The organism is Schauerella aestuarii (assembly GCF_009866805.1).
GTDB classification, from domain to species: Bacteria; Pseudomonadota; Gammaproteobacteria; order Burkholderiales; family Burkholderiaceae_B; genus Schauerella; species Schauerella aestuarii.
Window position 1 is genome coordinate 747,670 of the sequence record NZ_SIZW01000039.1, and the last position, 13,529, is coordinate 761,198.

The following is a 13,529-nucleotide window of genomic DNA, read 5'->3' on the forward strand; positions in this document are numbered from 1 at the left end:
TCTGCCGTACCGCTTCATTTTTTCTTTTCTCAGATTCTCGACTATTTACTGGAGTGCATTCATGACGCTGCCTACCGATCGCAAATACACCGCTTCCCACGAATGGGTCAAAGCCGACGGCGACGTTTTCGCTGTGGGCATCAGCGCCAGCGCGGCCGACCAATTGGGCGACCTCGTGTTCGTCGGCGAAGTGAAAGTGGGTGCGCAACTCAAGCAGGGCGCAACGGCCGGTGTCGTCGAGTCGGTGAAAGCCGCTTCGGACATCTACGCACCGGTGGATGGCGAGATCGTCGCTTTCAACACTGCGCTCGAAGACAACCCCAGCCTGATCAACGAAGGCGCGCATGACGCCTGGATCTTCAAGATCAAGGCTGCGAACGCTGCCGATGTCGAAAAGCTGCTCGACGCGGCCGGGTATCAGTCGGTCGTCGACGCCGGCTGATCGAACGGTTGCCGCTCATCGCGGAGTGTTTCCGCGGTCAGCCTGCCTGCATTGCCGTGCGTCGACGCCCTGACGGGTGACCGGCGCACAAGTCTGTTCCGACCATGTCGTTCGCGCTTCGAAGTGCTTGTCGGCTTCGAGCGCCCCGCATCGATTCATCGCCGTACACCGTTCATCTCGGAACGCCGCCACGTGCACGCAAGCGCAGGCGTTTCGATTACCGACACCACGCCGCCATGCCCCATACGCTCGACACCCATTCCGATTTCATTCCTCGCCACATCGGGCCTTCGGCCGACGATCAGGCACGCATGCTGGCGGCCGTTGGCGCCGACAGTCTGGACGCGTTGATCGAGCAGGTCGTGCCGGGCAAGATCCGGCTCACGACGCCGCTCGATCTGCCCGCCGCGCGCGACGAGGTGGACGTGCTCGCCGAGCTCAAGCGCCTGGCGGGTCAGAACAAGGTCTTTCGCAACTACATCGGTCAGGGCTACTACGGCACGCACGTGCCCAACGTGATCCTGCGCAATATTCTTGAGAATCCGGCGTGGTACACGGCCTATACGCCTTATCAGCCGGAGATTTCGCAGGGCCGCCTCGAAGCCTTGCTGAACTATCAAACGATGGTGACCGACCTGACCGGTCTGGATATCGCCAACGCATCGCTGCTCGATGAAGGTACGGCGGCAGCCGAAGCGATGACGCTTGCGCGTCGTGGCGCGTCGTCGCAAAGCAATGTGTTCTTCGTGTCGCAGCACTGCCATCCGCAAACGATCGAAGTGGTGCGCACTCGCGCCGAGGCGTTGGATATCGAACTGGCCATCGGCGACGAGAGCGCCGGTTTGCCGGACTGCTTCGGCGTGCTGCTGCAGTATCCGCACAGCCTGGGCGCCGTGTGCGACTACAAGGCAATCGCCGCTGCTGCCCATGCGCAAGGCGCGGTCGTCGCCTGCGCCACCGACCTGCTCGCGCTGGCGCTTTTGGCCGCCCCGGGGGCGTGGGGTGCAGACATCGCCATCGGTTCGGCGCAGCGTTTCGGCGTGCCGTTCGGTTTCGGCGGTCCGCACGCCGCTTTCATGGCTTGCAAGGATGCGTTCAAGCGCAACATGCCGGGCCGTCTGGTCGGCGTGTCGAAGGATGCGCAAGGCAAGCCGGCACTGCGTCTGGCGCTGCAAACCCGCGAGCAACACATCCGTCGCGAAAAGGCCACGTCCAATATCTGCACGGCGCAGGTGTTGCTGGCCGTGATGGCCGGCATGTATGCCGTGTGGCACGGGCCGGTGGGTATCCGCCGCATTGCGCAGCGCGTGCATCGCTATACCGCCGCCCTACGCGAAGGTCTCAAGCGCCTCGATGTGAAAGTGTTGAACGACACGTTCTTCGATACGCTGCTGCTGGAAACGGGCAGCGTGACGCCGGCCATGCTGGTCGCGGCCGAATGCGAGCGCATCAATCTGCGCCGCGTGGATGGTGCGCGCATCGCCGTGTCGCTGGATGAAACGGTCACGTTGAACGACCTGCAGGTGCTGTTGAACGTGTTCTCATCGGGCTTCCAGAAAGACGACGTGAAGGTCGAAGTGTCGGCATGTGAAGCGTGCGCCGAGGGCGGTATCCCCGACGCGGTCGCACGTGAAGGCGAGATCCTGAGCCATCCGATTTTCTCGAGCATCCAGTCGGAAACCGACATGCTGCGTTATCTGCGCCGCCTGTCCGACAAGGATCTGGCGCTGGACCGCACGATGATCCCGTTGGGGTCGTGCACCATGAAGCTCAATGCGACCGCCGAGATGATCCCCATCACATGGCCCGAGTTTTCGCAGATCCATCCGTTCGCACCCATCGATCAAAGCGACGGCTACCGCGCGCTGATCGATAGCCTCTCGAAGGCGCTGTGCGAAATCACGGGCTATGACGCCGTGAGCCTGCAGCCCAACTCGGGTGCGCAGGGCGAATATGCCGGCTTGCTGGCCATCCGCGGCTATCAACGTGCGCAAGGCCAGACGCAGCGCAACGTGTGCCTGATTCCGTCGTCTGCGCACGGTACCAATCCGGCGTCGGCGCAACTGGTGGGCATGTCGGTCGTGGTCGTGGCGTCTGACGCCAACGGCAACGTGGACGTGGCCGACCTGCGCGCCAAGGTCGCCCAAGTGGGCGACAAGCTGTCGGCACTGATGATCACGTATCCGTCCACGCACGGCGTGTTTGAAGAGGCCGTGACCGAGATCTGCGAGATCGTGCACGAGGCCGGTGGCCAGGTGTACATGGACGGTGCCAACATGAACGCCATGGTGGGCGTGGCCAAGCCCGGCAAGTTCGGCTCGGACGTATCGCACCTGAACCTGCACAAAACCTTCTGCATTCCGCACGGCGGCGGCGGTCCGGGCGTGGGTCCGGTAGCGGTGCGCGGCCACCTTGCACCGTACCTGCCTGGCGTGCTCAATGCGCAAGGCAAGTTGCCCGGCGAATATGAAGTGGGCCCGGTGTCGGCAGCGCCTTACGGCTCGGCCGGTATCCTGCCCATCCCGTACATCTACATCATGCTGATGGGCGCCGAAGGCCTGCGCCGCGCGACCGAAGTGGCGATCTTGAACGCCAACTACGTGGCCACGCGTTTGCGCGATCACTATCCGGTGCTGTACACGGGCCGCAACCATCGGGTGGCGCACGAGTGCATTCTCGATCTGCGGCCGTTGAAGGAAACCAGCGGCATCACTGCGGAAGATATCGCCAAGCGCCTGATCGATTACGGCTTTCACGCGCCGACGATGAGCTTCCCGGTGGCGGGCACGTTGATGGTCGAGCCCACCGAATCCGAAGGCCTGGCCGAGCTGGATCGCTTCGTCGACGCGATGATTGCCATCCGTGCTGAAGTGGCAGCCGTGGAATCGGGCGCCAGCGATCGCAGCGACAACGTGTTGAAGAACGCGCCGCACACGGCGCAGATGCTGATGGTGGAAGCATGGCATCACGACTACACGCGCGAATCGGCGGCGTATCCGTTGGCCGCGTTGCGCGAAGGCAAGTACTGGCCGCCCGTGGCGCGTGTCGATAACGCCTATGGCGACCGCAACCTGGTGTGCGCCTGCCCGCCGATCGAGTCGTATTCGGAAGCTGACGCCGAGGTGTGATCGACGGCGAAAGACATCGGCAACAGGACATCACCGTTGCCGAGAACCGCTTCATGCATCGTTGCCTGTGAGCGGTTGACCCCGAATTGCGATGTTAAAAGGGCGAATCCTCCTGATCGAGGATTCGCCCTTATCCATTACGCCGTCGTGGCTTCGTCCAGCGGATAGATCGGCCGGCGCACGTTCTTGAAGCTCAGCTGGCTGTAGTCCGAGGTGGTGACGCCGACGCCTGTGCAGGTGATGATCTCGGTCGCCATCGCGGCAAATCCCGCGCGCCAGTGCACGCGGCTCTTGAGCACCACGTAGCGCTTTTGCAGCGGATCGATGCCGGCCGAGATCAGGCAATTGATGTCGAACGGCTCCTGATGGCGCGACACCAGCACGATCTCGACGCGGCCGGTATCGAGTACGACGGTCAAGCCCGTATCGTTGCGCACACCGCGATACATCGGGCCGCGATTGCGATAGGCGCCATCGAAAATGAGTTTGACGCGCGCCGTCACGTTGAGCGGCGTATTGGGTACGCCCAGTGAAGGCAGCGGCACCTTGCCGCCGATATCGAGGGTGATGGTCTTGCCCACGCCGGCCGCCGCTGCCGTGTTGGCCGCTTCCGGATCGCACAGCGCGTAAAACGCCACGTTGTCCAGTTCCTGGCGCAGGATCTCGGCCAACACCGCCGTGGTATCCATGGTGCCGCCCGAACCGGTATTGTCGAAGTGATCCAGCAAAATCACCGGGCCTTCTTCGATCGCCTTGGCACGTGCGATCGTGGGTGCCAGCGGTTCGGGGTGGAACACCCACTGCTCGCGGCGTGTCCAGGCATCGTCCAGCAATTCGTCGCGCAGGGCGCTGGCGCGCGCGGGATCGCCATCGGTGCAGATCACCGCGCTCAAGCCGGCTTCGCGGATATCCGCATGCGGAAAGCCGACGAAAACGGACGCGGCCAGCACGCTGCCGTTGTGTTCCCAGGCTGCGCATTTTTCCTGCAGCGACTTGTTGGGCTCGGCATGGGTGCCCTGGCACATGATGTGCGGCAGCATCGGGCGGTTGGCCCATGACATGACGGGCTTGATCTCACTTTTGAGCATCCGCACGATCACGTCGGCCGCGCGCACGCCGCTCTCACGGATGTCCACGTGCGGGTAGGTGTGAAAGCCGGTGATCACATTGGCGTGCTTCACGATGTCGTCGTACACGTTGGCATGCATGTCGAGCGTGACGCCGATGGGCGTGGTGGGGTCGAGTTCGCGCACACGCTTGAGCAGATGGCCCTCTGCATCCTCGATGCCTTCGGCCACCATGGCGCCGTGCAGGTCGAGCAGGATGGCGTCAAAGCCGCCGCGGGCCACTTCATCGAGAATGCGTTTGCACAGCAACTCATAGGTCGCGGCATCGGTGGGCGAGCTGGGCCAGGATTCGGCTGCCACTGGCACGACCATCTCGGCGCCCTCACGGCGGGCGACTTCGATGTAGCCGCCCAGGCCGCTATCGGTGTTGCTGTAAGCCGCAATGGCGGCATCGCCTGCGAGGATCTCGGGGTTGCCGCGAAAGAACCGGTTCAGCGGTGTGGGCACCGGCGAGAACGTATTGGTTTCGTGCTTGATCATGGCGAGCAGCCAGCGCATAGCCTGTTACCTCGGAGTCGATGGCGCCGTGGCCGGGGACATCCCGGCAATCGGCCTGAAGTGTTGGAAATCCCAATGCTGGCCGGGTGCGGCCGCGATGAGCGATCGGGTGTATTCGTGGGCCGGCGCTTCGAGCACCTGTGCCGTGGCGCCGTGTTCGACGACGCGGCCGGTTTTCATTACCAGCAGGCGGTCGCACAGTTGTGCCGCCACGCGCAGGTCGTGCGTGATAAAGACAATGCCGATGCCGGTGCGGGCGCGAATGGTGTCGATCAGCGTGAGTACCTGCGCCTGAATCGACACGTCGAGTGCCGAGACGGCCTCGTCGGCGATCAGCACATCGGGTTCGAGCACGAGCGCGCGCGCCAGACAGATGCGCTGCCGCTGACCGCCCGAAAACTGATGGGGATACCGGTCGAGCGCATCGCGATCCAGGCCCACTTCGGCCAGCATGTCGCCTGCCTGGCGCATCGCCGTGGCGCGATCCACGCCCTGGTTGCGCAGGCCCTCGATCAGCGACTCGCCGATGCGACGGCGCGGATTGAGCGAGCGATACGGATCCTGGAACACGATCTGCACGCGCTTGCGATGCGGGCGCATGGCCGCGGGCGACAACTGTGCGATGTCGGTGCCGCCCAGCACGATGCTGCCCGAGCTGGGCGTGATCAAGCGCACCAGACAGCGCGCAAGCGTGGACTTGCCCGAGCCCGATTCGCCGACCACACCGACGATCTCGCCGCGCTTGAGATCGATATCGATGTGCTCGGCGGCCACGATATCGCGGCCACCGCCCAGCCAGCGCGGTTTGCGATCGGTGTAGCGGCGGCCCACATCGCGTGCGTCGAGCACGATGGGGCCATCCACGATGGCGCGCCCCGGCGCTTTCAGACTGGGCACGGCACTGATCAGACGGCGGGTGTAATCCGCCACCGGTGCGGTGAGCATCTGATCGCGCGCACCGGTTTCGACCAGCTTGCCGTGGTTCATGACGACGATGCGGTCGGCGATATCGGCCACCACGCCAAAATCGTGGGTGATGAAAAGCACCGCGGTGCCGTGCTTGTCTTGCAGCTCTCGGATCAGGTCCAGCACCTGGCGCTGTGTGGTCACGTCCAGCGCCGTAGTAGGCTCGTCGGCAATCAGCAGACGCGGCTTCAAGATGAGCGCCATCGCGATCACCACACGCTGACGTTGCCCACCCGAGAGCTGATGCGGGAAGGCGTTGTACAGCCGCTGAGGATCGGGCAGCTGCACCGACGCAAACATCTCGAGCACGGCCGCCCGGCGCGCGGCGCGGTCCATGCGGCGATGCAGGCGCAGCACTTCATCCACTTGCCGGCCGACCGTTTGCACCGGGTTCAACGCCGTCATCGGCTCCTGGAACACCATGCCCATATGCGTGGCGCGCAGGGCTTGCAGCCGCTTGGCCGACAGCGTGGTGACGGTTTCGCCGTCGAGCACGACACTGCCTCCGGTCACCTTCAACGACCCCGGCGCCAACAGCCCCATCACCGACATGGCGGTGACGGACTTGCCCGAGCCGGATTCGCCGACCACGCATACGGTTTCGCCAGCAGCGACGGTGAACGACACATTCTCCACCACGTCGCGTCCGCCGCGAATCGCGCGCACGGTGAGATTGCGGATATCGAGGATGGTTTCGCCGCGCGTCATGGCCGTTGCTCCATCTTCGGGTCGAGCGCATCGCGCAAGGCGTCGCCCAGCAGATTGACGCTCAATACCGTGAGCGAGAGCGCCAGGCCGGGGAACAGAATCAGCCCCGGCAGCAGACGGAAGTACATGCGACCGTCGGCCATCATGTTGCCCCACGACGGAATCTCGGGCGGGATGCCGGCACCGAGAAAACTCAGGATGGCTTCGGTAATGATGGCAGAGGCGAATACATACGTGGCCTGGATGGTGAGCGGCGCCAGCGTATTCGGAATCATGTGACGCCACAGGATCCACGGCGTGGGCGTGCCCAGCGCAACGGCGGCTTCCACGAACGGCTCGTGCCACACGCTGAGAATCTGCGCGCGCACGATGCGCACCACCCGCGGGATCTCGGGGAGGGTAATGGCGATGAGCACCGTGGTGACGCTCGCGCCGGTGACCGATACCAGCGCGATGGCCAACAGGATGCCGGGAATCGCCATCAGCGCGTCCATGGTGCGCATGATGATGCCGTCAAGAAATCGGAAGGCGCCGGCCAGCACGCCCAGTACCAGACCGATCGTGACGCTCAGCAGTGCGGCGCCAAGCCCGGCAATGAGCGAGACGCGCGCGCCGTAGACCACGCGCGACCAGACATCGCGGCCGAAGGCATCGGTGCCCAACATGGCGTCGGTGAAGGGTTTGCGCAGGCGGGCTGCAGGATCGAGCGCGGTGGGATCGACATGCGCAAGCCAGGGCGCCGCACAAGCGGCAAACACGACCAGCGCAAAAACGATAAAGGCCAGAACAACGGGGGGCGACTTCAACATCTCATACCCGGATGCGCGGATCGAACACGGTGTAAGCCGCATCGACCAGCAGGTTCAGGAACACGTACACCAGCGCGAAACACAAGGTGAGCCCCTGAATCACGGGGTAGTCCCGCGCGGAGACGGCCTCCACCACCAGCCGGCCCAGTCCCGGGATATTGAAAACCGACTCGGTGACCACAACGCCGCTGATGAGCATGGCGATGCCCACACCGATGACGGTGACGATGGGCACGGCGGCGTTGTGCAGCGCATGCGCCCACAGCACGCCGAAATCGCTGCGGCCTTTGGCGCGCGCGGTACGGATGAAGTCTTCGTGCATGACTTCGACCAGACTGGTGCGCGTGATGCGGGCGATCAGCGCGATGTACACCGTGGCCAGGCCCACCGCCGGCAGCAGGAGGCGCTGCAGGAAGGGCCAGACGCCTTGCGCCAACGGCACATAGCCTTGCACGCTGAACCACTTGAGCTCGATGGCGAAAATCCAGATCAGCACGTAGCCCGTGACGAACACCGGCACCGAGAAGCCCAGCACGCTCAAGCCCATCACGGCGCGATCGATCAGCCGCCCCTGACGCCAGGCGGCCAACGCGCCCAGCGGGATGGCGATGACCAGCGTGATGATGAGGGTGGTGAGCGCCAGGCTCATCGTGGGGCCGATGCGGCCGGCGATGAGCGTGGACACCGGCGCGCCCGAAATGAGCGACGTGCCCATGTCGCCGCGCACGAGCCGCCAGATCCAGGTGAAGAACTGTTGCAGCACTGGCTGATCCAGCCCCATCACCGCGCGGATCTGCGCGATCCGCTCGGGCGTGGCGGCATCGCCCGCCATGACGACGGCCGGATCGCCGGGGCTGAAGCGCAGGATGGCGAACACCACCACTGCCACCATCAGCAATACCGGCACGGTCGCCGCAACGCGGCGAAGCAGAAAGGCGAGCATGACGGCCCTCCCTTACGGCGCTTTCTTGACGTTCCAGAACGTCGTGGCGGGCGCGCGTACCCAACCGGAGAGCTTGTTGGAATACACCGTGGGCACCGACATCTGGCCGAGCGGCACATACAGGCCCTCGTCAATGGCGACGCGCTGCACTTCCTCGGCCAGGCGCTTTTGTTCGGCGGGATCGCTGGCCAGCGCGAACTGGGCACGCAGCTTTTCGATCTCGGGGAAGTCGGGCCAGCCGAACCAGGCCTGGTCGCCGTTGGCGGCAGCCGGCGCCGAGCGAATCGGATCCATGATGTCGGTGGCGTACCAGTTGGTGTTGTGGATATTCCAACCGCCTTGAGCGGCCGGCGCCTTGGAGGTGCGGCGCGTGGCAACCGTCTGCCAATCCATGGCGACCAGATCGACCTTGAAGCCCGCGCGGCGCAGCGCCTCGGCAATGACGACCGGCTGTGCGCGGATCGTGGGCAGATCGGAAGCTTGCATGATCACGACGGGCGTGCCGTCGTAGCCCGCTTCCTTCAGCAGCGCCTGCGCCTTCGGAATGTCGGACTTGACGGTCATCTCCGCACCGATCTTGCTTTCGAAGGGTGTATCGCAGCCCCACAGCGAGGCGCAGGTCTTCCAGTATTTGGGATTGCCCACGAGCGCCTGCATGACGGGTTCTTGACCCACGGCATACATTGCGGCCTGACGGATCTTCTTGTTGTTGAAAGGCGGTTGCGTGAAGTTGAAACGGTACATCACGTAGTAGCCGACCGGGCTGATGACGGTCTCCTTCAGGTCGGCATTGCCTTCGACCATGGGCAGGAGGTCATACGGAAACTGCTCGACCATGTCGACTTCGTCGCCCAACAGCGCATTGGCGGCCGTCATGGCATCGGGCATCACGTCCCACTCGACGCGGTCCACATTGACGACCTTGCCGCCGGCCAGCCCGCTGGCAGGCTCGCTGCGTGGCTTGTAGGCCGTGTTCTTCAGGTAAACGGTTTTGACGCCGGGATTGAATTCGGCCACCTTGAATGGGCCCGATCCGGTCATATCGGTAATCGGCTGACCCACGGGGATATCGGCCACGCGCTTGGGCATCATGAACGCGGCGGTACCGGTCGGCTTGGCGAGCGCACGCAGGGCAAGATCGGTAGGCTCTTTCATGACGATGCGCATCGACTTGGCATCGACCACTTCGATCTTGTCGACCAGCTTGAGCACCGCGCGGCCCATGCCGTCGTTCTTGGCCCAGCGATTGATCGAGGCCACGCAGTCTTCGGCCGTGACGGGCTTGCCGTCATGCCACATCAATCCGTCGCGCAAGGTGAGGGTATAGGTTTTGCCGTCGGCCGACACGTCCCATCGCTCGAGCATCTGCGGCTTGATGGCGTTGTCGGCATCGGTGGCCAACAGGGTGTCGTAGATCATGTAGCCATGCCACGTCGTGATGTACGCCGTGGTGGCATGCGGATCGGTCAATCGCAGCGGCGAGTGCATCACTGCCTTGATCGTGGTCTCGGCCTGCGCCGCGCCGGTACTCGCGGTCAGGGCAACGATCGTTGCGGCCATCAAGGTGGCGCAACAACGTGCCGATCGAAAACGCATCACGGGTAGAAACGTGGACGGCATGACTTTCCCCTGTCGTGAAAAAGGTCAAAGCATATCGCACACGCAAGGTGCGGGGTACGCGTACAAGCACGGTTGCGTAGAAGCGTTAAGTCAGACCTTGAATGGCGTGCAATCGCGCGCTTCGCATGCTGCGGTGCGGCATGCGAAGCGGTGGTGAGATTTACTTGGCAACGGGCATCGTGAACTCGGCGCCCTTGTCGATGCTGTCGGGCCAGCGTTGCATGATGCTCTTGTAGCGGGTGTAGAAGCGGATGCCTTCTTCGCCGTAGGCGTGATGATCGCCAAACAGCGAACGCTTCCAGCCGCCGAACGAGTGCCATGCCATCGGCACGGGGATCGGCACGTTGATGCCGACCATGCCCACCTTGATCTGGCGAGCAAAGGCGCGTGCGATGCCGCCATCGGAGGTGAAGCACGACACGCCGTTGGCGAATTCATGCTTGTTGATCAATTCGACGGCGGAGGCGAAGTCGGGCACGCGCACCACGCACAGTACCGGTCCGAAAATTTCTTCGCGGTAGATGTTCATGGCGGGCTTCACGTTGTCGAACAGCGTGCCAGCCAGGAAGAAGCCTTTCTCGTGGCCGGGCACCGTGACGGTACGGCCGTCGACCACCATCGTGGCGCCTGCCGCGATACCGTCTTCGATATAGCCCAGCACCTTGGCGCGATGTTGGGCGGTGACCAGCGGGCCCATTTCGGCATCGGGTTCCATGCCGTTCTTGATCTTCAGTGCTTTGACGCGCGGCGTGAGACGTTCGACCAGCTTGTCGGCGACGTCGCCGACTGCGACGGCTACCGAAATGGCCATGCAGCGTTCGCCGGCCGAACCGTAGGCCGCGCCGATCAGCGCGTCGGTGACCTGATCGAGGTCGGCGTCGGGCATGACGACCAGGTGATTCTTGGCACCGCCCAAGGCTTGTGCGCGTTTGCCGCGCGCGGTGCTCTGGGCATAGATGTACTCGGCGATCGGCGTGGACCCGACGAACGAAAGGGCCTGCACGTCGGGGTGCGCGATGAGCGCGTCGACGGCTTGCTTGTCGCCGTGGACGACGTTGAACACGCCGTCGGGCAAGCCGGCTTCCTTGAACAGTTCGGCCAGGCGGATCGAAGCGGAAGGGTCACGCTCGGAGGGCTTGAGCACGAAGGTGTTGCCGCAGGCGATCGCCACCGGGAACATCCAGCACGGCACCATCATCGGGAAGTTGAACGGCGTGATGCCGGCGACCACGCCCAGCGATTGGCGCATGCTCCAGTTATCGATGCCACCGCCGATCTGGTCGGTGTACTGGCCTTTGAGCAGATGCGGAATGCCGCAGGCGAATTCGACGATTTCGATGCCGCGTGTGACTTCGCCTTTGGCGTCCGAAAACACTTTGCCGTGTTCGCGGGTGATCAGTTCGGCCAGTTCATCCTGATGCGCGTCGAGCAAGGCCTTGTACTTGAACAGGATGCGAGCGCGTTTGAGCGCGGGGGTTTCGGACCATTCGACGAAGGCATCGCGGGCGGCCGCGACGGCGCGATCCACGTCCTCGACGGACGCCAGCGGAATGGTGGTGGTGACGGTGCCGGTGGCCGGGTCGAAACCTTCGGTATGACGGCCGCTCTGGCCGGCGTCGTGCTGGCCGTTAATGAAGTGCGAAAGAGTTTTCATCAATACGAAATGGGTAAGGTGGCATGAAGACGGCGCAGGTCGCCTGCCCGATGGGCGGGCGGCCTGCGCGGCGCCGTTGAGTACGAGAATACCGCCCGCGCCCGGCATGTGCTCGGCGCGGGGAGCAACGCCACGCTACGCGCTTGGCGCCCGGCGTGGCGTGTGACGGGACATCAGCGATCAGGCAACCTCTTGGAGCACGCCGCGGATGATGTGGAAGATCTCGTTGATCTGATCTTCGTTGATGATGAGCGGGGGCGACACGGCAATCGTTTCGCCGGTATAGCGCACCATCAGGCCGCGCTCCCAACATTTCTGGAACACTTCGGCGGCACGCGCGCCGACCGCACCGTCGCGCGACGACAGTTCGATCCCGGCGACCAGACCGATGTTGCGCACATCCACCACGTTCTTGGCATCGCGCAGACCGTGAGCGGCTTTCTCGAAGATCGGGGCGTGTTCGGCCGCACGCTCGAACAGATTCTCGCGGCGGTAGATGCCGAGCGTGGCCAGAATGGCGGCCGCGGCCAGCGGGTGGCCGGAGTAGGTATACCCGTGGAAGAATTCGATGCCCGACCCGGTGGCGTCGACCACGGCATCGTGCACATCGCGGCGTACGGCAACGGCGCCAGCCGGCACGGCAGCGTTGCTCACACCCTTGGCCATGGTGATGATGTCGGGTTTGACGCCGAAGTACTCACTGGCGGTGGCCTTGCCCAGACGGCCGAAAGCCGTGATCACTTCGTCGAAAATCAGCAGGATGCCGTGCTTGGCGGTGATGGCGCGCAGCTTTTCCAGGTAGCCCTTGGGCGGAATCAACACACCGGTGGAACCCGCCATGGGCTCGACGATCACGGCGGCAATCGTGGATGCGTCATGCAGGGTAACGAGGCGTTCGAGCTCGTCGGCCAGGTGCTCGCCCCAGGCGGGTTGGCCCTTGGAGAACGCGTTTTCCGTCAGGTTATGCGTATGGGGCAGATGATCGACGGCCGGCAGCAAGGCGCCCGAGTAGGCTTTGCGGTTGGCCATGATGCCGCCGACCGAAATGCCGCCGAAACCCACGCCGTGGTAGCCGCGCTCGCGACCGATCAGGCGCGTACGCTGGCCTTCGCCGCGAGCGCGGTGGTAGGCAATCGCGATCTTGAGCGCGGTATCGACCGACTCGGAGCCCGAGTTGGTAAAGAAAATGCGATCCATGCCTTCAGGCATGAACGACGCCACGGCCGATGCGGCCGAGAACGCGTCGGGGTGACCGAGCTGGAAGCCGGGCGCGTAGTCGAGAGTGGCGGCTTGTTCGGCGATCGCATGAATGATTTCGTCGCGGCCGTGGCCGGCGTTCACGCACCACAGGCCCGCCGTGCCGTCGAGCACTTTGCGGTCGTCGGCGGAGGTGTAGTACATGCCCTTGGCGCTTTTGAGCAGGCGCGGTTGCGCCTTGAACTGCTTGTTGGCCGTGAAAGGCATCCACAGATGCGAAAGGTCGAGATCACTGACGGCGCCCACGCGCGTCAGGTCCTGGGCATTGAGAGCTGTCATGGTCGAGCCGTCCATAAAAAGGGGCACTGCGGTAAAAGGGGGCACTTGCGGTCGTCGCGCGCCGCGGCAGCAGACTGCCGGATGCAGGCTGTGTGATC

General features: G+C 63.9%; 9 protein-coding genes. 2 read left to right on the forward strand and 7 right to left on the reverse strand.

The window, feature by feature from the left end:
* Window positions 1-61: 61 nt before the first annotated feature.
* On the forward strand, window positions 62-442 hold the full coding sequence (gene gcvH, locus EYW45_RS06330; RefSeq protein WP_161134486.1) for a glycine cleavage system protein GcvH: 381 nt from the start codon (window positions 62-64) through the stop codon (window positions 440-442).
* 236 nt (window positions 443-678) lie between these two features.
* Window positions 679-3,570, forward strand: coding sequence for an aminomethyl-transferring glycine dehydrogenase (gcvP, locus tag EYW45_RS06335; protein ID WP_161134487.1), 2,892 nt, complete (start codon window positions 679-681; stop codon window positions 3,568-3,570).
* A 137-nt stretch (window positions 3,571-3,707) separates the two neighbouring features.
* Here gcvP and EYW45_RS06340 read toward each other — a convergent pair whose 3' ends face one another.
* The 7 genes from EYW45_RS06340 to EYW45_RS06370 form a co-directional block, all read right to left on the reverse strand.
* Window positions 3,708-5,195, reverse strand: coding sequence for a M81 family metallopeptidase (locus tag EYW45_RS06340; protein ID WP_161134488.1), 1,488 nt, complete (start codon window positions 5,193-5,195; stop codon window positions 3,708-3,710).
* 6 nt (window positions 5,196-5,201) lie between these two features.
* Complete coding sequence (locus EYW45_RS06345; RefSeq protein ID WP_161134489.1) at window positions 5,202-6,869, reverse strand: ABC transporter ATP-binding protein; 1,668 nt, start codon at window positions 6,867-6,869, stop codon at window positions 5,202-5,204.
* Window positions 6,866-7,678 carry an ABC transporter permease gene (locus EYW45_RS06350; RefSeq protein ID WP_235938881.1) on the reverse strand — a complete coding sequence of 271 codons (813 nt, stop codon included), beginning with the start codon at window positions 7,676-7,678 and terminating at the stop codon, window positions 6,866-6,868. The genes EYW45_RS06345 and EYW45_RS06350 overlap by 4 nt, the downstream gene beginning before the upstream one ends.
* A 1-nt stretch (window position 7,679) precedes the next feature.
* The gene (locus EYW45_RS06355) at window positions 7,680-8,621 is read right to left on the reverse strand and encodes an ABC transporter permease (RefSeq protein ID WP_161134491.1); all 942 of its coding nucleotides are present in this window, start codon (window positions 8,619-8,621) and stop codon (window positions 7,680-7,682) included.
* 12 nt (window positions 8,622-8,633) lie between these two features.
* Window positions 8,634-10,181, reverse strand: coding sequence for an ABC transporter substrate-binding protein (locus EYW45_RS06360; protein ID WP_161134492.1), 1,548 nt, complete (start codon window positions 10,179-10,181; stop codon window positions 8,634-8,636).
* A 220-nt stretch (window positions 10,182-10,401) separates the two neighbouring features.
* Window positions 10,402-11,895, reverse strand: coding sequence for a CoA-acylating methylmalonate-semialdehyde dehydrogenase (locus EYW45_RS06365; protein ID WP_161134493.1), 1,494 nt, complete (start codon window positions 11,893-11,895; stop codon window positions 10,402-10,404).
* 180 nt (window positions 11,896-12,075) lie between these two features.
* On the reverse strand, window positions 12,076-13,359 hold the full coding sequence (locus tag EYW45_RS06370; RefSeq protein WP_202444625.1) for an aspartate aminotransferase family protein: 1,284 nt from the start codon (window positions 13,357-13,359) through the stop codon (window positions 12,076-12,078).
* Window positions 13,360-13,529 lie beyond the last annotated feature (170 nt).